At 40.9% G+C, this 25,857-nt stretch carries 20 protein-coding genes and 2 pseudogenes; 15 read left to right on the top strand and 7 right to left on the bottom strand.

The genetic code is table 11. The annotated features are described in order from the left end of the window. Positions 1–173 precede the first annotated feature (173 nt). The 9 genes and pseudogenes from ACX27_RS20985 to ACX27_RS21020 all read left to right on the top strand — a co-directional run bounded on the left by ACX27_RS20985 (position 174) and on the right by ACX27_RS21020 (position 9,924). Entirely contained in the window at positions 174–1,337 is a 1,164-nt protein-coding gene (locus ACX27_RS20985; RefSeq protein WP_062295278.1) for a hybrid sensor histidine kinase/response regulator, read from the top strand. Positions 1,338–1,799: 462 nt separating this feature from the next. Further along, positions 1,800–3,485, top strand: coding sequence for a potassium-transporting ATPase subunit KdpA (gene kdpA / locus ACX27_RS20990; RefSeq protein WP_062295279.1), 1,686 nt, complete (start codon positions 1,800–1,802; stop codon positions 3,483–3,485). Between the two features lie 121 nt (positions 3,486–3,606). Beyond that, a complete protein-coding gene (kdpB, locus tag ACX27_RS20995; RefSeq protein ID WP_062295280.1) occupies positions 3,607–5,712 on the top strand; it encodes a potassium-transporting ATPase subunit KdpB in 2,106 nt (701 codons plus the stop codon). A 22-nt stretch (positions 5,713–5,734) separates the two neighbouring features. Continuing rightward, on the top strand, positions 5,735–5,920 hold the full coding sequence (locus tag ACX27_RS31895; RefSeq protein WP_144427497.1) for a hypothetical protein: 186 nt from the start codon (positions 5,735–5,737) through the stop codon (positions 5,918–5,920). Between the two features lie 48 nt (positions 5,921–5,968). Then, positions 5,969–6,196, top strand: a complete 228-nt coding sequence (gene kdpF / locus ACX27_RS21000) for a K(+)-transporting ATPase subunit F (protein ID WP_062295281.1) — start codon at positions 5,969–5,971, stop codon at positions 6,194–6,196. A gap of 30 nt (positions 6,197–6,226) precedes the next feature. Then, complete coding sequence (gene kdpC / locus ACX27_RS21005; RefSeq protein WP_062295282.1) at positions 6,227–6,829, top strand: K(+)-transporting ATPase subunit C; 603 nt, start codon at positions 6,227–6,229, stop codon at positions 6,827–6,829. 61 nt (positions 6,830–6,890) lie between these two features. Beyond that, a pseudogene (locus tag ACX27_RS21010) lies at positions 6,891–8,052 on the top strand (universal stress protein). 68 nt (positions 8,053–8,120) lie between these two features. Continuing rightward, positions 8,121–9,095 (top strand): hypothetical protein, encoded by a 975-nt coding sequence (locus ACX27_RS21015; protein ID WP_062295283.1) that lies wholly within the window; start codon positions 8,121–8,123, stop codon positions 9,093–9,095. Positions 9,096–9,260: 165 nt separating this feature from the next. Beyond that, positions 9,261–9,924 (top strand): annotated as a pseudogene (locus ACX27_RS21020) (hypothetical protein). Positions 9,925–10,272: 348 nt separating this feature from the next. Here the strand turns inward: ACX27_RS21020 and ACX27_RS21025 are convergent. Both ACX27_RS21025 and ACX27_RS21030 read right to left on the bottom strand, forming a co-directional pair. Further along, positions 10,273–11,724, bottom strand: a complete 1,452-nt coding sequence (locus tag ACX27_RS21025) for an aldehyde dehydrogenase family protein (protein ID WP_062295284.1) — start codon at positions 11,722–11,724, stop codon at positions 10,273–10,275. Between the two features lie 292 nt (positions 11,725–12,016). Further along, positions 12,017–13,060, bottom strand: coding sequence for a nitrilase-related carbon-nitrogen hydrolase (locus ACX27_RS21030; protein WP_062295285.1), 1,044 nt, complete (start codon positions 13,058–13,060; stop codon positions 12,017–12,019). A 222-nt stretch (positions 13,061–13,282) separates the two neighbouring features. On the opposite strand from ACX27_RS21030, the gene ACX27_RS21035 reads away from it, so the two are divergent. Then, on the top strand, positions 13,283–14,317 hold the full coding sequence (locus ACX27_RS21035; protein WP_200929831.1) for an L-histidine N(alpha)-methyltransferase: 1,035 nt from the start codon (positions 13,283–13,285) through the stop codon (positions 14,315–14,317). A gap of 147 nt (positions 14,318–14,464) precedes the next feature. On the opposite strand, the gene ACX27_RS34950 is transcribed toward ACX27_RS21035, so the two are convergent. Further along, positions 14,465–14,689, bottom strand: a complete 225-nt coding sequence (locus tag ACX27_RS34950; protein ID WP_062295286.1) for a pentapeptide repeat-containing protein — start codon at positions 14,687–14,689, stop codon at positions 14,465–14,467. A 476-nt stretch (positions 14,690–15,165) separates the two neighbouring features. Between ACX27_RS34950 and ACX27_RS21045 the strand changes: the two genes are divergently transcribed. Both ACX27_RS21045 and ACX27_RS21050 read left to right on the top strand, forming a co-directional pair. Beyond that, positions 15,166–16,038: a peptidoglycan-binding domain-containing protein gene (locus ACX27_RS21045; protein ID WP_062295287.1), complete on the top strand. Its 873-nt coding sequence runs from the start codon at positions 15,166–15,168 to the stop codon at positions 16,036–16,038. A gap of 90 nt (positions 16,039–16,128) precedes the next feature. Continuing rightward, positions 16,129–16,482, top strand: coding sequence for a phage holin family protein (locus ACX27_RS21050; protein ID WP_062295288.1), 354 nt, complete (start codon positions 16,129–16,131; stop codon positions 16,480–16,482). Positions 16,483–16,581: 99 nt separating this feature from the next. Here the strand turns inward: ACX27_RS21050 and ACX27_RS21055 are convergent, their stop codons facing one another. After that, a complete protein-coding gene (locus ACX27_RS21055; protein ID WP_235526299.1) occupies positions 16,582–16,977 on the bottom strand; it encodes a cobalamin biosynthesis protein in 396 nt (131 codons plus the stop codon). Between the two features lie 506 nt (positions 16,978–17,483). Between ACX27_RS21055 and mutS the strand changes: the two genes are divergently transcribed. Next, positions 17,484–20,093 (top strand): DNA mismatch repair protein MutS, encoded by a 2,610-nt coding sequence (mutS, locus tag ACX27_RS21060; RefSeq protein ID WP_062295290.1) that lies wholly within the window; start codon positions 17,484–17,486, stop codon positions 20,091–20,093. Positions 20,094–20,378: 285 nt separating this feature from the next. Here mutS and ACX27_RS21065 read toward each other — a convergent pair whose 3' ends face one another. The 3 genes from ACX27_RS21065 to ACX27_RS21075 form a co-directional block, all read right to left on the bottom strand. After that, entirely contained in the window at positions 20,379–20,768 is a 390-nt protein-coding gene (locus ACX27_RS21065) for a hypothetical protein (RefSeq protein ID WP_062295291.1), read from the bottom strand. A gap of 369 nt (positions 20,769–21,137) precedes the next feature. After that, positions 21,138–22,451 carry an O-antigen ligase family protein gene (locus ACX27_RS21070; RefSeq protein ID WP_062295292.1) on the bottom strand — a complete coding sequence of 438 codons (1,314 nt, stop codon included), beginning with the start codon at positions 22,449–22,451 and terminating at the stop codon, positions 21,138–21,140. Then, the gene (locus tag ACX27_RS21075; RefSeq protein WP_062295293.1) at positions 22,433–23,275 is read right to left on the bottom strand and encodes a YaaW family protein; all 843 of its coding nucleotides are present in this window, start codon (positions 23,273–23,275) and stop codon (positions 22,433–22,435) included. Before ACX27_RS21075 ends, ACX27_RS21070 begins: the two co-directional genes overlap by 19 nt. A 268-nt stretch (positions 23,276–23,543) precedes the next feature. Here ACX27_RS21075 and ACX27_RS21080 point away from each other — a divergent pair, with 268 nt between their 5' ends. Together ACX27_RS21080 and ACX27_RS21085 are read left to right on the top strand one after the other, a co-directional pair. Further along, positions 23,544–24,569, top strand: coding sequence for an NAD(P)/FAD-dependent oxidoreductase (locus ACX27_RS21080; protein ID WP_062295294.1), 1,026 nt, complete (start codon positions 23,544–23,546; stop codon positions 24,567–24,569). A 526-nt stretch (positions 24,570–25,095) separates the two neighbouring features. Further along, positions 25,096–25,473 carry a hypothetical protein gene (locus ACX27_RS21085; protein WP_062295295.1) on the top strand — a complete coding sequence of 126 codons (378 nt, stop codon included), beginning with the start codon at positions 25,096–25,098 and terminating at the stop codon, positions 25,471–25,473. Positions 25,474–25,857 lie beyond the last annotated feature (384 nt).

A 25,857-nucleotide genomic window follows, 5' to 3' on the forward strand; every position in this document is an offset into this window, starting at 1 on the left:
TTGAATACATGAAATTTTTGTATTTCTGAAATAGAGATAAATATATAATTCAATTGGTAATTTAGAAGCAAAATGGGTGCATACAGCGAAAAAATTTATGTCATATCTTATTTATAGAAACTATTTAAAATATATTTTTAAAATTTTATATTTTTTCACATTTAATTAAATATATGAATAAAATATTAGTGATTGAAGATGACATAAATGTGCGTCAAAATCTGGTAGATTTACTTTATGCAGAGAATTTTAACGTAATCACTGCCGAGAATGGTTACTTTGGTTTACAGTTAGTACAAACCGAAGTTCCTGATTTGGTGATCTGTGATGTAATGATGCCAGAAATCGATGGTTATGAAGTCCTGAAAGAATTACGCCAAAATCCGAAAACAGCTATTATTCCCTTCATTTTTTTAACGGCCAAATCAGAAAAACCAGACTTTCGCAAAGGTATGGATTTAGGCGCTGATGACTACATTGTTAAACCATTTTCTCGAACAGAATTATTAGCGGCTATTACTTGTCGGTTAGAAAAACAAACAGCAATTTATCAACAAACTCAAGATAAGCTCGATAAATTACGTACTAGTATTACTTTGTCACTGCCTCACGAATTACGCACTCCACTTAATGGGATTTTAGGTTTCTCGCAAATTCTGATGGAAGAAAGCGAACTGCTGGATGCACCATCGATCAAAGAAATGGCAGAATTCATTCATCAGTCAAGTCAACGTTTATTTCATTTAATTCAAAAATTTTTACTGTACGCAGAACTAGAAATTATTGCGACAGACCCGCAGCGTGTCAGCGAAATTCAAAAGCAGTCAACGGAATTTCCCACACCAGGACTGACTAATTTGATAAGTGAAAGAGTCAAGAATGCCGGTAGAGAAGATGATATCCAAATTGACTTATCGCGGTCTGTTGTCAAGATTTCTTTGAGCAAGATTACCAGAATTATTGAAGAGTTACTGGATAATGCTTTAAAGTTTTCTGTCAGCGGTACGCCGATTAAAATTACAGCCAAGACTGTTAATCATACTTTTAGTGTATCTTTTAGCGATCGCGGCCGGGGAATGAGCCGAGAACAAATTGCTGAATTAGGTGCTTATCGGCAATTTGAGCGTAAACTTCATGAACAACAAGGCTCTGGGTTAGGCTTAATCATTGCCAAAAAATTAGCAGAACTGCACGGTGGTACTCTGAAAATTGACAGTAAGCCCCAAGAGTATACGACTGTAACCGTCACCCTTCCCTGCAACAATGAGGAAGCAGAAGCATCACTGATGACTCAGCATTCAGTACTCAACACTCAGCACTCAACACTTTCAAGCTAGGAGGCAGAAAGACTGCTTCTCAATCTTCAATTTTCGTAATTCTTCTTCACCACAAACACGTCATTACCAAACAACCATACATTCTCTCTTGAATTGGAAATAGTATCCTAAACTACTGTTAAATTAGTGCAATTACATAAATTGGGCTGATGTACCACCTCAATCAGTCACTCAGATTAGATTTTAAATACTCTTGACAGAAACTTTAAAAAGTAACTAAAAAAATTGTAGTGAATGAACAAAGTAAATCTAGATAGATATATTGAGACTCAATAAAATATTGCCAACTTGCTCACAATCTCATCGTCAAATAGTTCACTCTTATAGCAGAATTCAGAATCTAGAAGTAATGCAGTCTATTTCTCTACCTGGAGACATAGATTATATACTTCAAGTGAAAATCCACCATATATCTAAAATAATTAGCTTTCGAGTATTTAAGTTAAACTGAGCGCAAAATAAATGGGACAAGGTTTTTTACAAATCGGCTTGACGCTGTGTCTTGTCATAGCGATCGCACCTATTTTGGGAAGATACATAGCGCGTGTGTTCCTGGGACAAAGAACAATTCTTGATCCCCTGATGAACCCGATAGAACACAGCATTTATCTGGTTGCAGGTGTTAATAGAAAAGATGATATGACGGGCTGGCAGTATATCCGGGCGATTCTGTCTAGCAATCTAGTGATGGGGATTTTAGTTTTTGGGTTGATACATTCTCAAAGATTTTTGCCTTGGAATCCCAATGGATTTTACGCGCCCCGTTGGCATACATTACTACACACGGTGATTTCTTTTGTTACCAACACCGATCAGCAGCACTACATCCCCGAAACCACTCTTAGTTACTTCAGCCAAGTAGCGGCGTTAGGCTTTTTGATGTTCACTTCGGCTGGTACAGGGTTGGCAGTGGGGATAGCCTTGATTCGCGGGTTGACTAGCAAAAAATTGGGTAACTTTTATGTTGATTTGACCCGTAGCATTACCAGGTTATTACTACCGATTTCCCTAGTTGGAGCGATCGCGCTTGTTTTCTTGGGTGTACCACAAACCCTAGATAAACCATTAATTGTGGAAACTCTAGAGGGCAGCACACAATATATATCTAGAGGCCCTGTTGCTTCCTTTGAGATGATTAAGATGCTGGGTGAGAATGGCGGTGGTTTCTTTGCGGCGAACTCTGCCCATCCCTTTGAAAACCCCAATGGCGCATCTAACTTAATTGAACTCATCGCCATGATTTCCATTCCCGCAGCGTTGATATTTACCTACGGGATCTTTGCGAAAAACTTCAAACAAGCTTGGCTGTTGTTTTGGATGGTATTTACCGCCTTCGTAATTTTAGTGTGGGTGACAGCCAGTGGGGAACTGCAAGGAAATCCCCTCGTGAATGCCAACTTAGTAGCAGATTTGCCGAATTTAGAAGGTAAAGAAGTCAGATTTGGAGTTGTACAGACAGCATTGTGGGCTGTCACTACCACCGCCACTATGACAGGCGCAGTCAATGGAATGCTGGATTCTTTAATGCCCCAAGGATTATTTGCGACATTATTTAATTTATTTGTGCAGATTATTTGGGGAGGACAAGGTACAGGTATCGCTTACTTGCTGATTTACTTAATTCTCACAGTGTTCTTAACGGGGTTAATGGTGGGACGCACACCAGAATTTTTAGGACGCAAAATCGAAAAGCGTGAAATCGTTCTCGCCAGCGTCGTGCTGTTGATTCACCCCATCGTGATTTTAATTCCCAGTGCGATCGCCTTGGCCTATCCCTTTTCCCTCTCTGGCATTACTAACCCAGGCTTTCATGGAATTTCTCAAGTTGTTTATGAATATGCTTCAGCCGCCGCTAATAACGGTTCAGGTTTAGAAAAACTCGCCGATAATACTCTGTGGTGGAATTTCAGCACAGGTTTGAGTATGTTGGCAGGACGCTACATCCCGATGATTGCCATCTTGCTGTTAGCTGATAATATGTCGCGCAAACCAACCACACCAGAAACACCAGGAACACTCAAAACCGATTCCCTACTCTTCACAACAGTTACTGCTGGTATAGTACTGATTTTAGGAGTCTTGACATTTTTCCCTGTTTTAGCCCTAGGCCCAATCGCCGAAGGATTTAAACTAGCATCTGGCAGTTAAGGGTAGGGAGTAGAGGGTGGGGAGTGGGGGGAGACAAGGTAGAAATAGAAATACTCCCTTGTCCCCCCGCACCCTGCACCCCTGCACCCCTGCCCCCTTCCCCCTTGCACCACTAAAAGATATGAACCAAGTGGCACCTACCCAAAAATCAAAAAACACAAAACTGCGTCCGAGCGATCGCCGTCAGGCGCGGAAAAAGGCCAAAATCAATAACAAAGGAATTTATTTGAGAGCCATCAAGGATGCTTTTATCAAGCTCAATCCCATCGCCGCCATCAAAAATCCGGTGATGTTTGTGGTGTGGATTGGTACTTTGATTACCTTGGCTGTGACAATTGATCCCGACTTATTCGGCCCCACCCAACAGCGAAATCCCCAACTGTTTAACGGTATCCTCACCGGGATTTTGTTTTTTACAGTTTGGTTTGCTAACTTTGCCGAAGCCGTCGCCGAAGGACGTGGTAAAGCCCAAGCTGATGCCTTGCGATCGACGCAAGCAGAAACCATCGCCAAAAAACTCGCCTCTGAAGGTTCAATCTCCGAAGTTCCTTCCACTAGCCTCAGACAAGGTGACAACGTATATATTGTGGCTGGCGATATCATCCCCGCCGATGGGGAAGTAATTATGGGTGTCGCCTCGGTGGATGAATCAGCCATTACCGGCGAGTCTGCACCAGTCCTCAAAGAATCAGGTTCAGACGTAGCGAGTTCTGTGACAGGTGGAACACGCATCATCTCTGACGAATTAATCATCCGCGTCACAGCTGATCCCGGTAAAGGTTTTATTGATCGGATGATTACCTTAGTCGAAGGTGCAGAACGCAGCAAAACACCCAACGAAGTTGCCTTAACAGTATTACTAGCCGTATTAAGCTTAATATTCCTGTTTGTTGTGGCTACCTTGCCAGCCTTTGCCTACTATGTTCAAAGTCCGATTAGCATCCCCGTTTTAATTGCTTTATTAGTCGCCTTGATCCCCACAACGATTGGTGGCTTACTCAGCGCCATTGGGATTGCAGGGATGGATCGAGTCGCCCAATATAACGTGATTGCTACCTCTGGACGAGCGGTGGAAGCTTGTGGTGATGTTAATACGTTAGTTTTAGATAAAACCGGCACAATTACCCTCGGTAATCGTTTAGCGGAAGAATTTATTCCGATTAACGGCCATTCTATGCAGGAAGTGGCTTATATTGCCTTGATTGCCAGCATCTTTGATGATACACCCGAAGGTAAATCGATTGTCAGGCTGGCAGAGAGATTAGGCGCGAGGCTAGATTTTGATCCCAGTCGCGCCAGCGCCGTGGAGTTTTCTGCCAAAACCCGGATGAGTGGCACAAATCTAGCTAATGGACGAGAAGTCCGCAAAGGTGCAGTCGGAGCAATTCAAGGATTTGTGCGATCGCGCAACGGCCGAGAAACTCCAGAACTAGATACTGCATACCAGCGAGTCTCTCAACAAGGAGGTACACCCCTAGCGGTTTGCTTAGATCAAGAAATTTACGGTGTCATCTATCTCAAAGATATTGTTAAACCCGGTATTCGTGAACGTTTTGCCCAGTTACGCCGGATGGGTGTACGTACTGTAATGCTCACTGGAGACAACCACATTACTGCATCTGTAATTGCCCAAGAAGCTGGTGTCGATGATTTTATTGCTGAAGCCACACCAGAAGATAAAATCAGCGTCATTCAAAAAGAACAAGCCGAAGGCAAACTAGTAGCCATGACAGGCGACGGAACTAACGACGCTCCCGCATTAGCACAGGCAAATGTTGGTGTCGCTATGAATACTGGTACACAAGCAGCTAAAGAAGCCGCCAACATGGTAGATTTAGACTCTGACCCTACCAAACTCATCGATATTGTCAGTATTGGTAAACAATTGCTGATTACTCGTGGGGCATTAACCACATTCTCAATTGCTAATGATATTGCTAAGTATTTTGCAATTATCCCAGTAATTTTTGCAGCCGCTAATCTGCAAAGTCTCAATATTATGAATTTAACTAGCACAAATTCGGCGGTGCTATCGGCGCTAATTTACAATGCGCTGATTATTCCGGCGTTAATTCCCTTAGCTTTAAAAGGTGTAAAATTCCGCCCGTTGACAGCAAATCAACTATTAAAACGTAATATTTTAATTTATGGCTTAGGAGGGTTAATTGCACCATTTATTGCCATTAAAATCATAGACTTATTGATTACCGCAGTCGGCTTGGCATAGAAGAAAGTATGAAATGTGAAGTATGAAATTGCTAATAACTTACACAAAAATTACCAAAAAGCTTAATTTATATTTACTACTCAGCACTCAGCGAGAAGTTGTGTGCGGAGAGAACTTGCGTGCGCGGGTTCCCCGCGTTGAGCAAAGTTCGGAGGATTCCCCCGTGGATCAAACTTCGGTGACTCAGCACTTAGCACTTAGCTATTGACCAATTTTAAATTTTTACCCTGTTAGGGAAGGAAATTAGCAGATAAGTATGAATAAAGAGTTTATGGATTTCATGCAACAATGGCGTAAACAAAAATTTGTAATTGGAATTCTGATTGTCATTGGAATCAATTTAGGACTTTCTCATGTAGTTTATGCAGCTAGTCATAACACATTACAAATTCAATTTACTTGGGCGTATGGCGTTTTATCTGCCATTATTTTAGGGCTAATTATTTACTTATTTGTCGTGGTGTTTCAGCCAGAACGCTTTTAAAAATTTAATCTTCAACACTCAACAATTATTATGGTAATTATTCGAGAAGCTTTCAGAGCAATTCGTATGACACTGATATTATGGTTGCTAACAGCACTGATTTATCCTTTAGCAATCTTAATTATTGGTCAAGGTTTATTTCCATTTCAAGCGAATGGCAGCATTGTGTTAAATATAGATGACCAGCCCATTGGCTCAACTTTAATTGGTCAAATATTTACAGATGATCGCTATTTTCAAGGTCGTCCCAGCGCCATAAGATATAGTCAAGGCAGAAAGGCGAAACCAAATGGTATATCTGGTGGTAGTAACCTCGCTCCCAGTAACCCAGAGTTACTCAACCGTGTAACAGAACAAGCTACTCAATATCAAGAGCAAAGTATTCAACCAAGTGAAGATTTAATCTATACCTCTGGTTCAGGTATAGATCCACATATTTCGCTCAAAGCCGCTAGAGAACAATTACCAAGAGTAGCTAATGCCCGTGGGATTAAAGAAGATGACATTATACCTTTACTAAATAAGTTTACTGATGGCAGATTTTTATGGATTTTCGGCGAACCAGGAATTAATATTCTCCGCTTGAATTATGCACTTGATTTGCAAGATATTAATCGTAAGCTAAATCAATGAAAAATGGTATTTCTTTATAAAGGGCGTGAGCAGAGCGATCGCATCCTCACATAGCATTCTTATGTTAGATCAAAATAATTCAGGTGCGGCTATCAATTCTTTTTACCCAGCGCGTCGAGGTAAACATAAAATCTTTATTGGGATGGCTCCCGGTGTGGGTAAAACCTATCGAATGTTAGAAGAAGGAAATGCACTCAAACAAGAAGGAATTGATGTAGTTATTGGATTGTTAGAAACCCACGGACGCAAAGAGACAGCAGAAAAAGCCGCAGGGTTAGAAATTATTCCGCGTCAGGAAATTGCTAGAGGTGGTTTGACGCTGACAGAAATGGATACCGAGGCGATTTTACAGCGATGTTTAGGAACTAGCTCTTATGCGTCTAAGTCCCAATTGGTTTTAGTTGATGAACTGGCTCATACAAATGTCCCTGGTTCTTCAAGGGAAAAACGCTACCAAGATGTTGAAGTGATTTTAGCTGCGGGTATTGATGTTTACTCTACGATGAATGTGCAGCATTTAGAAAGTCTCAATGACTTGGTAGCAAGAATTACTGGTGTGGTAGTACGAGAACGAGTCCCAGATAGAATTTTAGAAGAAGCAGACGAGGTGGTGGTAGTAGATGTGACACCAGAAACTCTGCAAGAGCGATTATTGGAAGGGAAAATTTACGAGCAGTCAAAAATCCAACAAGCTTTAGATAACTTTTTTCAACGCCGGAATTTGATTGCTTTACGAGAATTGGCTTTGCGTGAGGTAGCCGACAACATCGAAGAAGATGCGATCGCTTCTACTCCTAATGGACAATTTTGCAACATCCACGAGAGAGTTTTAGTCTGTGTATCTACTTATCCAAATTCATTACAACTATTGCGTCGTGGTGCAAGACTGGCTAATTATATGAATGCTCCACTGTATGTTGTGTTTGTCGCTGATCCTGAACGTTTTTTTAAACAAGGAAGAAAGTTTACACATTCACAACTGCGAAAAGCTGTGTGAAGAATTTACAGGTACTTTTATTCGCGTCACCAATAGTAATATAGCCCAAGCGATCGCCGAAGTTGCAGAGAAGTACCGTATTACTCAAATTGTCATTGGAGAAAGTCAGCGATCGCGCTGGCAAATTCTGTTTAAAGGTTCATTAACTCAAAAGTTAGTTCGCTTGTTGAAAAATATTGATATTCATATTATCGCTAGTGATAAACAATCTTCGGTTAAAAGTTAAATATTTTTATCAAGTTGGTGAGGTATACAGAAAAATAATTAACCGCCGATTGAAGAGGATAAACGCAGATGAACGCAGATAAATTCGGATTTCAGCAGACGCTAAAACGTGATAATATTAGCATCAAAAATATCAAAATACAACAAGATTATATTCTCAAAAATATTTTTAATTTAGCATCTCAGCTTTATACCTATACAAATCAAATTCAACAATTAAACCACACTCTCAATCATGCAGTCTCCACAATTGAAAATATCTGCGCTACTCAACAAATCACACCCGCCAACCTGACTAATTCATCTCGCAAAATCTATTCTTGGTTTAAGTTTCTTTCTGACGAACAAAACCTACAGCTTCACCTTAATAGTACTTATCGTGTACGACAAATAATTGAAAAAACCCTCTCTACAGAAAACCAAAGTGCTGTTGAGGTTATGGTTGAGTTTACTAATTTAGCGGGACTATATCAAGGTAAAAGGTCTAGTAAAGTTGTTGAACTTAAGATTAATGAAGGTTTTATTAATGCTGAGGAAGAAGTTTTAAAAGCATTAGTAAAATGCACTCTCTTTGGTAAAAATCCAGAAAGTACCCGATTAATTAGAGGATTTGCTAGTTCTGAAGAATATAGCTCTGTGATTTTAGAGTTAGATTTAGTTGCAGAAGTAATTGCCGAAAATCCTCAAGGTAATTTTTATAATTTAAATGAATTGTTTGATCAGCTTAATTTTGAATACTTTGCGGCAAATATTGTGAAACCCAGGCTTGTATGGAGCCAAATCAAAACTTATCGTAAATTTGGGCATTATGAGCCAGCGAGAGATAGAGTAGTTATTAGCACAACTCTGGATAACCTTCATATCCCTAAGTTTGTGGCTGAGTTTGTTTTATACCACGAATTACTGCATAAATACCACGGCACAAAGTGGGTAAATGGTAAACGAATGGTTCACACCAGCCAATTTCGCTCTGATGAACGGAAGTTTAAGTTCTACACAGAAGCAGATGAATGGTTAAAAAAGTTAACATTCCATCAAAGGTGATAAAAAACTTTTGGCTCAAAAACCTTACCCAATCAAGGTTTCACAATTTGACTCCAAATTTAAGTATGTTTGGGGTTTTTTATTGAGATTTTAGTAGTACAATTGTTCTAGTGAAGACCTCTGAGCAATACTTTGCCGACGCGAAGTTTAAACGATATCAATACTATGATGACACCATTACAGGGTATAGTTGCAGGCCAAACCCAATCGAAGTTTGAGCAATATCATGAACAAAAAGCTAATCGTCCAAAGAGCTTTAACCGCGAAAATATTGCTTTTCAAAGGCTCACTGATGTCACTCAGGTAATTTTGCATCATGCTTTTTGGTTGGCGGAACAAAAAAAAACAGCTTTCTTTGCGAGATTACAAACAGCTACTTTTAGAACATGGTTGGCAAGGCGAAGAAAAGCGGTATCTTAAAATAGCCGCAGCGTTTGCGAAGTTTTCGCCGCAAGATGTCGCGCAAGTTGAGCCTCGAACTATTTATCAGTTGGCAGAAAATAATAAAAAATACCAGCAAGTTATCAATCAGCTACTAGATTTAAGCATTATTAATCAAGAAAGTGTGCGTTCTTTAATTAAAAAGCAGCGTACACCCAAAACTGCTGAGTATAAAAATGAAAAACCTAGTATTTGGCGACGAACAAAAAACGGTGGGAGATACTGCCAAATTCCGCCAATTCATGAACCGTCAGAACAGACTGGGGTGACTTTGCAAAAAATGATGGATGAAGAAGGATTGAGCGCCCAACATATTGTGGCAGAAGCGATCGCACTCCGACAAGCATATAAACAAGGGCAATTAGTCCACACCGCCAATCAGATTTAATTTTTTGAGATAATTAATATCACAAAAAAGCACTTTAGGATTTGGCTCACCTAAGTGCTTTTTCGTATAACTCTACACCAATTCACTTGATTACCACAATATTATTAAACACAACACATTTATCTAAAGAGGTATTGTGCCAACTAATTGTAACTAATGTTTCGTGAAGTGGTATCACTCCTTGCAAGAGGTAAGGATACATCTGATATGGCAAAATTAAATATGCTACAAGTGACAGTTGTATAACTGTCACTATTACAAACCGTCGTATTAATTCAGATTACTGGTCATAGCAGCGAAGTATAGTTGAGGACATTTAAAAAGCACGAATGCCAGCTATAGTAAGACTTACCTGCTGCCTTCTGCTTCCTGTCTTCTGCCTCCTGCCATATCAAACCACCAAGGATCTTGATTAGAATTAGTTTTAATCAAAAAAGCTTTTTTCCGCAAAAACCGTTTAAGGGCGGCTGCACCCATGCGTGAACCTCCTAAACCGGAGAATTTGCAGGCGTTTTTCTCACCTTCGTGCATAATAGCGGTGAGGGCGGCATCATTAATACTGATAGCACCTGCATCTATTTGTTGAGCAACGGCTAAAGCTTCAGTTTCCGTTTCTGCAAACACCGCCGCACTTAGTCCATAAATTGAATCATTAGCTAAATTAACTGCTTCTTCTACTGTGGCAAAAGCCATGACGGGCATGATCGGGCCAAAAGTCTCTTCCGTCATGATTTTCATTGTATGGTTAACTTGGGTTAACACCGTGGGACGACACCACCAACCGCCGCCTAACTCCTCAACTTTGCCGCCGCAATGAATAACTGCACCTTTTTCTACTGCATCGGAGATATGTTCGTTAATTATGCCAGCTTGTCTTTCTGCAATAATCGGCCCAATTTCACCACTTTCAATGGTGGGATAAGCTAGTTGTAGGCGATGGGCTTTCGCTACTAAATGATGATAAAACTTGTCAAAGATAGATTCGGCAACATAAATTCGCTCAATCGATAAACATGACTGTCCAGTATTGACGACAGAACCCCATAAAATCGCTGATGTAGCTAATTCTAAATTGGCAGATTCTAAAACGATTGCCGGATCTTTCCCACCCAATTCTAAAAAAGCGGGGATAAATTTTTCAGCTGCGGCGGCTGCAACTTTGCGTCCAGTGGCGACACTACCTGTAAAGCAGATTAAATCTACATTTTCAATTAAAGCCGCGCCGGTTTCTCCTGCACCTTCGACAAAGCTTAAAACATCACGCAGCGTCGGTACTTCATTAATTGCAGCTGTGAGTGGGGCGATGAAACGCGGGGCAATTTCACTGGGTTTAACAACTACTGCACAACCCGCTAGCAGTGCCGGAATAGTATCGATGGTGGAGAGTAAAAGCGGGAAATTCCACGGACTAATCACCCCAACTACAGGGTAAGGGGTTGATGTTTGTTGTAGGGCGATAAACGGGATAGATGTATTTTTCGCTGAATCTTGTAATAAGTCTGGCGCTAACCCGCACCAACGATCAATGCTAGACAGAAAAGAGTCGATTTCCATCACCGAGATAGACAATCTCCCCGTATCATTGACCAAAGCATCTGTGAGTTTGTCGCGTCTAGTTAATATAGCTTGCTTCCATTCTGTTAAAGCTGCAACTCTCCCTTCTACCCCCAGTTGTTGCCAGCGCACTTGCGCCCTCCGCGCCCGGTTGCATTGCTGTGCCAGCAGTTTTGGCGGCGGTGGGATAATTACATAATCATATTTGCCGGTGCGCGGGTTACGGACTTCGATTGGTTTTTTCATTTGTCATTGGTCATTTTTCAAATTTCACACTTATAACTGTCCTTCGGGTGAGGCAGGAGGCAGATGGCAGGAGGCAGGAGGGAAGATTTTTAATTTAAAATCTAGGCTATGCTCGATGTTAATCCTGAGCGTAGCCGAAGGATTCATCAAAGGTAAAGCCTTTTATTCACCCATTTGGGTTTAAGTCCCCAGCCACAATCTAAAATTTGGTAGTTTTCGATTAAAGGCGGGTTTGAATCTCCTTCTAATCGGCCTAACTCTCCTGCCTCCTGCCTTTCAACTCCTGCCTTCTTCAAATCACTCCTAGCTGAGACAGTCGTTCTATTGTTTGTTGCTGTGTTTGGATGAAGTGTTTGCGGTCTACTTCTTGATTTAGCATAGTGTTTGCTGGGTAAAATTGTGCCTCGCTGTAGCTTTGAGCGTAGATTTCAAATCGCTGGCGAGAAAGTAAATTATTTAACCCTGGACGATGGCGATCGCGTCTTAAAGCGCCTAAATCTATCTCGGCAAAGGCAGCCATACTTTCTCCTGCACCTGTCTCTGCTAATACAATCCCGCGATAATCTACTATTTTTGAGCCGCCATCAACGGAAGCAATGGGGATAGTACTATTAGCTAGACCTGCGGTATTAGCAGAAACAATGTAAGCCATATTTTCCACAGCGCGAGAAATTTTCGCTGCGTCTTTGGGTGTGAGGTTTTTGTTGTAAATTTCTGAGGTGGAATGCAGAAAAATTTCGGCACCACGCATGGCGAAACAACGCGCCACTTCTGGATACAAAATTTCTTCGGAAGCTAAAGCGGCTAAATTACCAATTGCAGTTTTCGCCACGGGAAACACCCCTTCTAAACCATAGCAATCAAGATATTGATCCCAAACATCATGGGGGGTTGGTGCAAACAAAGAATTTAGCCGCCGATACCGCAAAACAATCGTGCCAGAAGGGTCAATGACAAAGCAAGTTTGAAAGTATAAATGGGGAAAGTTGGGGTCGAGTTCGTAGGCGTTTCCAGCTAAAAATATTTGATGTTTTTGGGCAATTTTACCGAGAGCTTCATACTCTGCACCGTGCATTTCTATACAAGCTTTTTCTCGCCACACAGCCAGAGACTCCCCCATCGGGAAACCTGTGAGGAAATATTCTGGGAGAACAACTAAGCGACAGTCAAACCCAATAAAAGCGATGCTGGCGGCAATTTGTTGTGCCAAGCGGTTGATAGTATTATGAATGATTTCTTGGGCTGCGTGGCGATCGCTTGCTTGATTGACAGCATGACAAGTAACTTGCAATGCTAAGGCTCGGTATGATGCGATGGAATTGGGAATATCTGCCATGCTGTTTGCTGTTTAGAAACGCACCACTATCAATTTACAAGGATATGCTAACTATGCCTAGCGATCGCGCCATCAAGCTTGAAGAAGAATTTAGGAGTCAGAATCAATTAGTCTGTGTGTAAGTCCTGACCTTATTTGAGAGCAAGGTATGAGAAAATACAAGACTGGCCAAGTAGTCAATTATGTACTTTCTCTACTAAATTCATCTCAGAACTAGGAATAATGGCAAAAAACTTTCATCATAACTCGCAATTTTATGCAGATAATTTCATTTCTCACCCTCGTATAGCAAAACCAAGTTCTGAGTTCTACACTGTTTTTTCCCCAGCAGAAGTTTTAGAAATTATTCACACATTAGAAACCAGATGTGAAATCCCTCTAAAATATTCCTATAAAGGTCAAGGGGCGAAAATTTGGCATGATTTTTATCAAAAATTTGTTAGCCCTAAATGGTATCGCAAATCAAGTGTAGAAATTGACCTTTTGAGGAACAATTTTGCATATATTTATGAAAGTATCTCAAAATTTAGCCAAGTCAATGTTATCGATGTTGGTGCAGGAACTTCATACCCAGCAAAAGAATTTGTTTCCCGACTCAATCAACTGAATAAAATCAATAAATATGTTGCCTTAGATATTAGTGAAGGACTGCTGACTGTATCCAAAAGAAATTTTACAACTTGGTTTCCCAAACTGGATTATATCAACCAACAAATTGACATTGAAAATAGCTGTATACCTGCAAATTTCTCAGGAAACCCCAAAATCATTCTGCACTTGGGTGTGACAATGGGCAACCATCATAATAGAAATCAGGTGCTGAAGAACTTTAGAAATAGTATGGATGAAAATGATTTGCTCATCTTTACTAATGAAATTGGTTCTAACTCTCAATGGGATGGAGTAGCTAGAGGTGGCTGTAAGTATCACGCCGAAGAAATATATCGCACAATCAAAAATACAATTGGGCTGAAATCTCAAGATTGTCAACTGATTAGAAAGTACGATTTAGCAACAGATAGTGTTGTAGCTAATATCAAATTCCAGCATAATTACACTATCGATTTCAGCTTTCAAGGAATAAATAAATCTATTGAAATCCCCAAGGGTAAAGAAATTACAATTTGGAGACATCATAAGTATGAAATGCCTAAACTTACCCAAGAACTAGAAAATGCAGGGCTAGAACTTGTTCATTACACTACTAACAAATATTCATCACATATTATAGCAATTTGTCAGGTTACAAATAACTAATGCAGCCAGAAAAGAATTCTAATTTCTGCGGGATGACCTAACTTTAGTAATTCTTGAATAAACCAATCAACACAACCGACGTATTCTCTATAAATCTGTACCCATGAAATTTCAGTTGTGTTGTCTTTTTTCATTTTATAAACAGGCTCATAGACAGGTTTGCCCTAATTGAGTGCCTTTGAAATTAGCTCCACTCAAATTGCTCCCCTCCATAAAAATCTCACCAACGGACGAGTTACTCAAATTAATTCCGCTCAAATTAGCTCGATACAATTCATCAGACCCCTCAATGTTAATGAAGGAGAAATCTCTATCCCCAACCGCGTAACGCTGCAACAACTCCTCAACATTGATACTTCTACTAATAGCCATAACTTTTTGAGCATTTGGTGCATTTTTATGTACCAGTTTAAGCCCTACTATTTAAAACCCAATAACAGTCGCTTCTGCGCTTGATAGTGACCTCCTCACGCTGAAACATCCTCTCTTTGCTATGACCAGAGATTTCTTGAATAGTTCTCCAATAGCTTTTGTTCAAAAATCTAAAGCAGATATCGCATAATAGAGATGCACAACAATGGCTCTCAAAACCATTGATTTATTTGGGTGTGACCAGTATTAGTAAGAAATTCAGGATGGAATTTGCTTACGTTTAGTGCATTGTCATTATCGCTTGACTTGGGGCGATCGCACTCATCATTGCTAATTTGTTTACTTTGAGGGCATTGTAATTATCGCTTGAGTTGGAGCGATCGCACTTACAACCCACCATATTGTGCTGTACTCGCTTTTTTCTGGACTCCAGTGGCTGGTAATATTAGCAACAGAAGATTCTGGGGGTAAATTCCATGAAAGGCAGCCTAACAGCATGTTTCTTGAAGTACTTAGAGTTACGGTCAGAGTTGCGCTGCTTGAGTGCTAATCAGTTTTATTGGTTACTGCTGTTATTTTCTCCGCCTTTACTTGTTGCTTCTTCGTCTATAGTTTCATTGGCTGCACCTTTGGAAATCGCTCAAGCTGTGCCAAATGCTGCTATTTCTCGTCCGACACTCAAAATTGGCTCCCAAGGGGAACGTGTTTCGGAGTTGCAAGCAGCACTCAAGCTTTTAGGCTTTTACCCAGGGAATGTTGATGGAGTTTATAACGAAAATACGGCAAATGCAGTTTCTCGCTTTAAGCAAGCCGTTGGTTTAAATCCTGATGGGGTTGTTGATGCGGCTACTTGGCAAAAACTGTTTCCTAAAGAACCAGCATCTACTAATACGGCTGCATCTTTATCGACGACTCGACCAAGCACTACCAACACTGCTGTAGCGAAACCAGAACCTAAACCTGCAACTCCCAGAAATAGAACCACCCAAGTACCAACACTCGCACCAGAACCTAAACCAGTTAACCGCAGACCTCCCACAACTCAACGCAGAACTCCGACAAAGCCAGCAGCATCAACTATTACTTTTCGCCAAGTTCCGGGAATTCAATACACTGCGGAAGGATATCCCATTTTACGTGTAGGGATGAGTGGTCAAGATGTCATCACTTTGCAAAAACAATTACAAAGGTTTGGTTTTTTGAATAGTGGTAATGTCGATGGTGATTTTGGTCGCACTACCGAAACCGCAGTGAAAGCGTTGCAAAGGCGCTATGGTTTAGAAGAGGATGGTGTGGCTGGTGGTGCTACCTGGGACATTCTCTTGCGGCGATCGCCTGGGCAACGATAGGCTAATAATACGTAGTTAGGTCAGTTCTCAGTAGGGATGGTGTATGGCATCTCTACTCAATTTATGTGATGGAAGTAGTACCTGTTTGATATGAAACACTTTTTGTTAACTTGGCTGGCTACTGCGGTGGCGCTATTGATTACCTCTAGAATTGTCGATGGTTTTATTGTCAATAATTTTGTTGCTGCTTTGGTAGCAGTATTTGTTATAGGGTTGGTCAATGCTTTTATTAGACCAGTTTTGCGCCTGTTAGCTTTTCCCATTACTTTACTAACTTTTGGTTTATTTACATTTGTCATTAATGCGTTATCTCTGTGGTTAGCCAGTGCTATTACTCCTGGTACTGGTTTTGAGATTAAAGGCTTTTTACCCGCGTTGCTGGGGTCAATTGTATTATCAATTGTTTCGAGTGTGATTAATTATTTCCTTAGAGCGGTTGAATAAATAATACCAATTTGCAATTCGCAATGACGCTCGCAGGCTCGCTACCGCTACGCTAACGCAATTCGCAGTCCATAGATGATGGAATGACAACTCCCTTAATCACGCTTGAATTTCTTGCGCCACCGCTACAGTTACCACCCCAGGTAGTCCTGATAAGCGGAAAATATTTTTTGGAACTAATAATTTAGCACCAAGTTCACCATTGTCAGCCGCCAAAATCGCCGCCGCTTCTGCAACACTAGGTGTTCCCGTGGCTTTGGTAATGATTGCAGATGGATTGGGGACTAGGACGGTAGATAACTTTGCGGCGGAAAATGTTTGCAAAAGCCAATGGCGTTGATGGCAAATTTTTATTAATGCTGTATCTAATGCTTTTGTATCAATGGTAGCAATCCCAGCGATCGCACTTTCATCGAGTAAATATTTTTGAAATACTTGTTCAATGGCTATCACAATCAACTGCGGCGCAGTCCCTTGTTTAAAGCCAATTCCCACCCACAAATTTTGTCGGTAATCAGAATTTTTTTTCTACGCCTGTTGTAGTGAAATTAATCAGCAATCTCCGATGATTTGAGCTTGGGAAATGGTCGTTGATTGCAATACCGAAAAATTGATCGATAGAATACTGTTCCCAAAAATTAAAAACTATATATTGAACATGTCTAGCACAGTAGGAAGCACCAAGGGAGAGAATAGGCAAAAACAGTAGGTTATTTCCTTATATTTTGCTTCATTTTCAGCGTTGAAGCATGACATTTTCGCCTGTGCTTTACCTTGGTGTTTCAATTTCTTTTGCTCTGTCGCAGTTGGCGAAAATAGCTGCGATAGAGTTTTGCTTTTGAGATACAGTTTTTCTACTATTTAAGTAAATACCGTAGATTGAAAATTTTGTCAACGCCATCAAGAAGCATAAAAAAATCTTGAGTGATCGCAACTCAACACCAGATCACGCTATCATCGAGTATTGTGGCTTTTGCGTGTGTGAATCCTGGCATCTATCTATGACCGCTTCTGACTCTGATAACCAGCCAACGGAATCTCTTCAACCCCCTGCGCCTCACGCGGACACGCGACTTGTAGACCGCAGTAAGCTGAGTAAAATGTATCAGCATTATGTGGAAATCAAAGATAAACATCCCCATGCGTTGTTGTTGTATCGGGTAGGTGATTTCTTTGAAACTTTTTTCCAAGATGCTGTGACTGTGTCGCGGGAACTGGAATTAGTTCTCACCAGCAAACATGGCGGTGAAGTGGGACGGGTGGCGATGACTGGTGTACCCCACCACGCTTGGGAACGCTACAGCACCCAATTGGTAGAGAAAGGCTATGCAGTTGTCATTTGTGACCAAGTAGAAGATGCTTCCGAAGCCGTGGGTTTGGTACGACGGGAAGTGACACGCATCCTCACCCCTGGCACGTTGTTAGAAGAGGGGATGTTAAAATCTAGCCGCAATAATTATTTAGCGGCGGCGGTAATTGCGGGGAATCATTGGGGTTTAGCTTACGCAGATATCTCCACAGGGGAATTTCTGACAACCCAAGGTAGCGATTTAGAACACCTTACCCAAGAATTAATGCGCTTGCAACCTTCCGAGGTGTTGGTTCCCATCAATGCACCTGATTTGGGGGCTTTGTTGCGTCCTGGGGAAACTTCGCCTCATCTTCCCCAATGTTTACCGCCATCATTTTGTTATAGTTTGCGATCGCAAGTACCTTTTTCTCAAGGTGAAGCCAGAAGTAAATTATTGCAGAAATTCAAGGTGCGATCGCTCGAAGGTTTAGGTTGTGATCATCTTCCCCTGGCTGTGCGGGCAGCTGGCGGTCTTTTAGAATATGTGGAAGATACCCAAAAAGAAAATACAATTTCTCTGCAAAGACTCCGCACCTATACACTCACAGACTACTTAATTATTGACCATCAAACCCGCCGGAACTTAGAAATTACCCAAACAGTCCGCGATGGTACTTTTCACGGTTCTCTACTCTGGGCGTTAGATAGAACTAGCACCGCAATGGGAAGTCGGGCTTTACGGCGTTGGTTATTGCAACCCCTACTGGATATTAAAGGTATTTGGGCGCGGCAAGAAACAATTCAAGAATTAAAAGAAAATACACCTCTGCGTCAAGATTTGCGTTATTTATTACGGCAAATCTACGATTTAGAACGGCTGACAGGTAGGGCGAGTTCGGGAACTGCGAATGCGCGAGATTTAATCGCTTTAGCTGATTCTCTTTCGCGTTTGCCAGAATTAGCCCGTTTAGTTGCTGATGCTGGTTCTCCCTTCTTGAAGGCTTTGCAAAAAGTCCCGCCAGTCTTGGAAGAATTAGCACAAAAAATTCAAGCCCACCTTGTCGAAGCACCACCCATTCATTTAAAAGAAGGAGGCTTAATTCGTCCAGGCATCAATGTATTATTAGATGAAAGAAAGGCGACTGTAGAAGCAGATCATCAATGGATTGCCAATTTAGAAGTTGATGAAAGGGCGAGAACAGGTATCCCGACGCTGAAGGTAGGATTTAACGAAACCTTTGGTTACTACATTAGTATTTCTCGCACCAAAGCCGACCAAGTACCCGCCAACTATATCCGCAAGCAAACCCTCAAGAATGAAGAACGCTACATCACCCCAGAACTCAAAGAAAGAGAAGCGCGGATTCTCAGTGCGAGGGATGATTTATATAAATTGGAATATGAGATTTTTGTCGCCTTAAGGGAAGAAGTCGGTGAACAAGCCGAGGCTATCCGCCAACTTTCTCGCGCCGTAGCGGCGGCGGATGTGTTGTGTGGTTTAGCCGAGTTGGCTGTGCAGCAAGGTTACTGTCGTCCTGAAATGATATCAGGGCGAGGACTAGAAATTGTAGATGGTCGTCACCCAGTGGTAGAACAGTCCTTACCTGCGGGTTTCTTCGTCCCCAATTCCACGTATTTAGGTAGTAGGGAATCGGGAGTAGAGAGTAGTGAAAAAGCCCCACTCCCCACTCCCCACTCCCCACTCCCTGACTTAATCATTCTGACAGGCCCAAATGCCAGTGGTAAAAGTTGTTACTTGCGTCAGGTAGGGTTAATTCAATTGATGGCGCAAATTGGGAGTTTTGTCCCGGCTAAATCTGCCAAACTGGGAGTATGCGATCGCATTTTTACCCGTGTTGGTGCTGTAGATGATTTGGCAACTGGTCAATCTACCTTTATGGTAGAAATGAATGAAACCGCCAATATTCTCAACCATGCCACATCGAAATCTTTAGTATTATTAGATGAAATTGGACGCGGGACAGCCACTTTTGACGGTCTTTCTATTGCTTGGGCGGTTGCAGAATATATCGCTACCGAGATTCGTTCCCGGACAATTTTTGCCACTCACTATCATGAATTAAATGAGTTGGCGGGGATGTTACCCAATGTGGCTAACTATCAAGTCACCGTCAAAGAATTACCAGATCAAATTATCTTTTTGCATCAAGTCCAACCCGGTGGGGCTGATAAATCTTACGGTATCGAAGCCGGAAGGTTAGCTGGTTTACCTGCGGTGGTTATTCAACGGGCAAAACAAGTTATGGGACAAATTGAGAAACACAGTAAGATTGCGATCGGGTTGAAGAATTTAACTTGAGTGTGGCAGTTTTATTTGATGAGTAGACAAGGGGGAAAAGGAGGACAAGGGAGACAAGGGGGACAAGAGAGATAGTGAAATACTGTAGAGACGTTATAGCGTTTCCTAGTCTGCTGAGGTACGAACTTATCTATTCCCATCTGCGTTCATCCGCGTACCCTTCGGGAAGCCGCTTGCGCGTCTACATCGGCGGTTAATTATTCTTGCTTGTATCTCACTAGAATGAGAAACGCTATATATGTAACATCTCTACATGGTTTTGGGTTTTAATTCAGACTTTTTGTACTAGTAGACAGAACAATTAATAGAAAGAACACCCTTATCTGAAAATGCGACTCTTACCTTATATTCTGCCGGACAAGTCTCAACTACATTACCAGTTCTAATTTTAATTTCTTCTGAAAGTTCACAGCTATTAAATTGCACTTTTTCATCAAACACAATATAACTTTTGGCTTTACAGGGAAAATTAGATGTTCCAGTGGTGGGGCTAGAAACTTGCACATTAACATTCTGAGCAAGTGAACAAGTTGCCAACGAATTATTTGGATGATAAACAACAGTACCTGTTTCACATGAAATTGCCGCCTTAGCAGGTGATGAAATAGAAAAATTAATAGTTAACAAACTTGATGCCAATGCAAATAATACACCTGTTTGATTAGGTGATTTCATATAGTAGATTTCCCTGATGAATGAAATAAAAAATAGTGCTTAACTTCTGAAAAATTACACATATAAAAGGGCATCTAAAGATTAGATGCCCGTCATGTAGGAAACCCCCAAAAGGGTTGTCCTTACACCTTCCCAACTATCAGCAACATTAGATAATTTCTAATTAGATAACTAGAAATTATCTAAATCACAAATGTGAATAGTGTAATTTTAAGAACTAATAAATACGAATGCCGACAGTGTAACCACGGAAAAAGCAGCAAGAAACAAAATGCTATTTATGAGCAGAAATGCTGATACAGATATATGAACCGAAATTATCTGTACAAATTGTGGCTAGAGAGTAGGCGATCGCATTTTTTGAAATATCTAATTCTCATTTGCCAAGGGCTTGTGATTTTGCTGAGGGTAAAATACAATTCCGCAAATTGCTGCTAAAAATAACCAAAACAGGGTATTGACGCGAAAATCAAATAAGGTTACATCCACAGTATTGAATAATATCAACTCGCCAAATACCAAAAGATAACTGAAGAACACTAACCTATCTGTTTTAACCAAAGAATTAGATTGTCGCAAAAATTGCATACCTGCAATTAATATTCCAGCTAGTAAACCACAAAATAACAGAGTAGCAGGAAATCCGGTTTCCGCAGATAACATTAAAAACAAGTTATGGGGATGACCTAAATCAATATTCATTTTGGCTTTGTAAAGTGCAGAGAAACTACGTAAACCCCAACCATTCCAAGGATGCTGTTGTGCCAAAGACCAAGCAAATTCCCATTGAGTTTTTCTCATTAAAGCTACTGGTCTATCGGGATACATTTCATCATTTAACCTCGCCCAAAAGAAAGCCGGAACTACGCGACGGAAAATTTGGGCGATGGGAGAAGGTGCAAAAGCAGCCAACAGAATCGTAGTGATGACTCCAACCACGCTACCAACCAAGATGTGCCAACCTTGATACAGTGCGTAAGCTAAACAGGCAATCATGGCGATCGCCCATCCGTTGCGCGAATTAGTTAAAATCAAGGCGGCAAAACTGGCAATCAGTATTAGCGTCAAAAGACCAATAATGGATTTTTTTCTCGTTCTGGATTGCCATTGTTCGAGTAATAAAGCTATCCCGACAGTAAAAATAATCGCCAGATAAGCAGCCAACAAATTAGCGTGCATGAATAAAGCCGCCATTCGCCCTGGTGGTTCACCTCCCGGCTCAACCGCCCAATCTAAAACAATCCACAAAAACTGTAATTTTAACGCCCAAGCTAAAAACAACTGTCCAAAGCCAATTACAATCACTGGTACAGCACCAATTACCAAAATCCAGGCTATCTGGCGCAATTGGGCAATTGTCTGAATCAAGTTACCCCAACCAACAGACACTAAAACGTAAGGTACTAAATTAAACAAACCTAAAAAAGCATCGGCTTTATAAGTGGCAAATCCTGACGTAATTACCAATAATAATGTCCAAATCGCAAATCCCCGATTGATTGGGCGGCGAATAATTTTGCGGTATTGTTGCAGCCAAGTCAGCAAAGATGCCAAAATTATCGCCACCACCCCAACAAATGGACTGAGGGGAAAAATCAATAGCCCGATTTGGAAAATATTCCAAGCAAATTGGCTTTTTGGGTTGGGATGATCAAAAGCTAGTTTCAAGCTGGCTCCCAACATTCTGTGCGAGTAAGACGAATTTGGGCTAAAGCAAAAATAGTCGGGATAATGCGACCATAATTAGTAGCGATCGCTCGCCAACCTAAATCAGCTAAAAACCAAGTCCACATAGCCGGGCCGACAAAAGCAAATACAGTACGAACTGCCCCATAACGTGCTGCACTCAGTGTCATACCTCGCCGCGCCATTTGCATCGCCACATAAGTTTCAAACTGGGTTTTGGCTACTGTTGAACCTGTAACAGCCGCTTGTTTAGCTACTTGATAGGTAGCAAAGTGCAAAGCAAATTGTCGCGCAATTTGTTTGAGGACAAATGGTTGAATGACAGAGGTAACAGCTAACGCACTACCACCCTTAAACAGCAATCCCAAGGGGTCATGCTGCAACATTAATGGTAATGGTTCTTTAAGTTCTGTTTTCACCAAATGACGCTGGACTTTGACAGTCAACTTTTGTTTTTCTTTTTCTGGCAGTTTTTTCCACACTTGCCCCAGCAAATGTAAAAATACTTCTGCTTCTAAATCAACAGTTGTTAAATGATTGGAATAAGGAATTTTTAAATATTTACAAACTTGAATTAGTGCTTGGCGGTAAGTTACTTGGTTTGTGCGTCCCCGCAACACTGTTACCCCATCAGCTGCCAAAAACCGGAAACGCTCTTCTAATGAGTCTAACCAAGCTTGGCGGCTCTGACTTTGAACTTCGATAGGTTCAGGTGTCTGAACATAATCTAGGGGATTGAACTTTCGACTAAACAAAATTGCTGTTAAATCTTGCAATTCATCATCTGTTGCTAGTTCTAAGGCCGCCCTGAGTTCATCCAATGTTCCTTTCCTCCCTTCCGTGCAGCTTGTCTGTACTTTATTCTACTATTAGCTTTTGGCGGTCTTTAGTAGTGTTTTTATCCTTCGCCATCTGTATTTTGTCATTGGATCAAGAATTTAGAAGCCAGAATTCAGAATTCAGCACAAAAATGAGAATAAGTCAGAATACTCTACGGTAAGGTTCCTAGAACCCCTCTAAATTCTGACTCCTGACTCCTGAATTCTGTTTGATAATAACCAAAGACTTAAAACAAAGGACTATTAACTAATGATAGACGTTGCTGTAATTGGTGCTGGTATGGCGGGGTTAGTTTGCGCCCAGCAATTAAAGCAAGCGGGATATTCAGTATTAGTTGTGGAGAAATCCCGTGGCTTGGGGGGAAGAATGGCAACACGTCGCTTGCATGATACTTGGGCAGATCATGGCACTTGTTATCTCAAACCAAAAGGTGAGTTTTTCCAAGAGTTTATTGATTTATTGTGCGATCGCCAAATTATCACAGTTTGGAATCATGACCAACTCCCACCACGTTATATTGCGCCTGCGGGGATGAGTGCGATCGCTAAATTTCTGGCGCAAGGTTTGGATATACTACTCAATCAACGGGTGATTGCGATTCACTCAACACCCGAAAATACTTGGCAATTGACTCTAGAATCTAGCAATGAAGAAATTATAGCCAAGGCAGTTGTAGTGGCGATTCCTGCACCCCAAGCTGTGATGTTATTAGAACCCTTGGGGGAAAATTTATTAGGAACGGACTTTTTAACTAACTTAAAGGCGGTGGAATTTGCACCTTGTCTTAGTGCGATCGCAGGCTATCCCAATTCCACACCCCTACCAGATTGGCAAGCCCAAAGTTTTACAGATGATCCTGTGTTGGGCTGGATTGGTTTAGATAGTAGCAAGCGCCCCCAACCAAAACAACCTGTATTTGTCGTGCAAAGCAGTGCTAATTTCGCCCAACTGCATCTAGAGTCCTCCGATTTACAACCTGTCGGGCAGAAAATGTTGCACCACGCCGCCCAAACTCTCGCACTACCTTGGCTAGAGACACCCGAATGGCTACAAGTACACCGTTGGCGTTATGCCTTTCCTAGCCATTCTTGGACAGAAAGTATTTTATCTGCCAGTGCTTCCTTACCTTTAGTGTGCTGTGGTGATTGGTGCGGCGGTAATCTCGTTGAAGGTGCAATGCTTTCTGGATTAGCTGCTGCCTTTGCAATTAATCATCATCTAAACCAAGTCACTCTCGCCAATGTGAACTTTTTCAAAAATTTTACCTTTTTATAACATCTATCGTTAGACTGGTTCCTTTGTGTAACCACATCTTTTTTCTCAAGATTTGCTACATTTTTACATCAAAAATTTGTTATCTAGAATACATAGAGCAATCTAAAGAATAATTTAGAAATAATAGGTAATAAATCAATGAGTAATTTACATTACTTAAGAAGTTTTACTTACCTCAATATTTCATGCTCCAGAATGTTGTTAATAAAAAATTAAAATTGATCCCCTAGGCTTATGCTGCGTTTTGTGTAGATTTTCCCCAAAAAGATAGAAATTTGAAATAATTAGCATTGTGTATCTACAGCTTCATTACTGTCAGATTTGGTTGAAGTTTATAGACAAAATTTAGAGTTTGCTAGTATAAAATTTAACTTAAAATACCGTTGCAAAAGTCTGATTTTGTACGTAAGTCAAAGTTAAATTCAGAGTATAAAAACCAGTTCCGTGAAGCGGTTTCGGCGAATTAGTAGAACTCAGTGAGTCTTTAAAACAAAACTCAACCGTATTTCAATGGAGATAAAACCTTATGAGAACAGTAGTCAATTTAACCAGAGAATCGTTAGTCAGCGAAATCAAAAGTGTTTTAGATACTTATGCCTACTATCCTTATCAAGAAACCTTTGCGATTCCTGAATTACGTCAAGAATTAATTGATTTTGTCATTAGCCGCATTCCCTGTTTTTATAACGAAGAGTTTGACAGAGAATTTCCCCTACAAAACATCATCAAAGATGTTCCAATAGAGCAGAAATTTCCTCGTAGTCCATTAGAGCAGAAATTACATTTACAAAACTTGATTCATCAAGGCATTTTTGCCATCATGCAAGATAAATCCGCTTGGATTAACAATCATCTATGTAGTACAGTTGAGCCTGGTTGTGAACCTTCTCAATGGTTCGGTTAATTAAATAAAAGTTTTACATCTTGTCTTTACAGCAACTACCTATTATCTACAACTGGTGAAAACTAGAAGTGAGCAGTGACAACAACTCCCCACTTTTAGTAAGTCTTAAGTACGGTGGGTTGACGATTTTAGCCTCACGCATCATACTTAAGATTTACTTTATCAAAATTATCTAAATTTCAGATTTATCTGCGTCCATTTGCGTTCATCTGCGGTTAGCTTTTTCTTGCTATATAGCAATCCTAAATGATTTACAAACATTTCTCCCTTGTCTCCCGTCTCTACCTTGTCTAGCTGTTATCGTTTGTTCATATCTCAAATAGGACTGCTATACTCACCTATATAGAAAGCACTATAAGCTAGATTTATAAAGGTTGAGGTGCA

The sequence above is a fragment of the Nostoc piscinale CENA21 genome, from assembly GCF_001298445.1.
GTDB classification, from domain to species: domain Bacteria; phylum Cyanobacteriota; class Cyanobacteriia; order Cyanobacteriales; family Nostocaceae; genus Nostoc_B; species Nostoc_B piscinale_A.

Coding starts and splice junctions, on each gene's coding strand:
- ACX27_RS20985 (WP_062295278.1), top strand. CDS start 174: ATGAATAAAATATTAGTGATTGAAGATGACATAAATGTGCGTCAAAAT.
- kdpA (WP_062295279.1), top strand. CDS start 1,800: ATGGGACAAGGTTTTTTACAAATCGGCTTGACGCTGTGTCTTGTCATA.
- kdpB (WP_062295280.1), top strand. CDS start 3,607: ATGAACCAAGTGGCACCTACCCAAAAATCAAAAAACACAAAACTGCGT.
- ACX27_RS31895 (WP_144427497.1), top strand. CDS start 5,735: ATGAAATTGCTAATAACTTACACAAAAATTACCAAAAAGCTTAATTTA.
- kdpF (WP_062295281.1), top strand. CDS start 5,969: ATGAATAAAGAGTTTATGGATTTCATGCAACAATGGCGTAAACAAAAA.
- kdpC (WP_062295282.1), top strand. CDS start 6,227: ATGGTAATTATTCGAGAAGCTTTCAGAGCAATTCGTATGACACTGATA.
- ACX27_RS21015 (WP_062295283.1), top strand. CDS start 8,121: ATGAACGCAGATAAATTCGGATTTCAGCAGACGCTAAAACGTGATAAT.
- ACX27_RS21025 (WP_062295284.1), bottom strand. CDS start 11,724: ATGAAAAAACCAATCGAAGTCCGTAACCCGCGCACCGGCAAATATGAT.
- ACX27_RS21030 (WP_062295285.1), bottom strand. CDS start 13,060: ATGGCAGATATTCCCAATTCCATCGCATCATACCGAGCCTTAGCATTG.
- ACX27_RS21035 (WP_200929831.1), top strand. CDS start 13,283: ATGGCAAAAAACTTTCATCATAACTCGCAATTTTATGCAGATAATTTC.
- ACX27_RS34950 (WP_062295286.1), bottom strand. CDS start 14,689: ATGGCTATTAGTAGAAGTATCAATGTTGAGGAGTTGTTGCAGCGTTAC.
- ACX27_RS21045 (WP_062295287.1), top strand. CDS start 15,166: ATGAAAGGCAGCCTAACAGCATGTTTCTTGAAGTACTTAGAGTTACGG.
- ACX27_RS21050 (WP_062295288.1), top strand. CDS start 16,129: ATGAAACACTTTTTGTTAACTTGGCTGGCTACTGCGGTGGCGCTATTG.
- mutS (WP_062295290.1), top strand. CDS start 17,484: ATGACCGCTTCTGACTCTGATAACCAGCCAACGGAATCTCTTCAACCC.
- ACX27_RS21065 (WP_062295291.1), bottom strand. CDS start 20,768: ATGAAATCACCTAATCAAACAGGTGTATTATTTGCATTGGCATCAAGT.
- ACX27_RS21070 (WP_062295292.1), bottom strand. CDS start 22,451: ATGTTGGGAGCCAGCTTGAAACTAGCTTTTGATCATCCCAACCCAAAA.
- ACX27_RS21080 (WP_062295294.1), top strand. CDS start 23,544: ATGATAGACGTTGCTGTAATTGGTGCTGGTATGGCGGGGTTAGTTTGC.
- ACX27_RS21085 (WP_062295295.1), top strand. CDS start 25,096: ATGAGAACAGTAGTCAATTTAACCAGAGAATCGTTAGTCAGCGAAATC.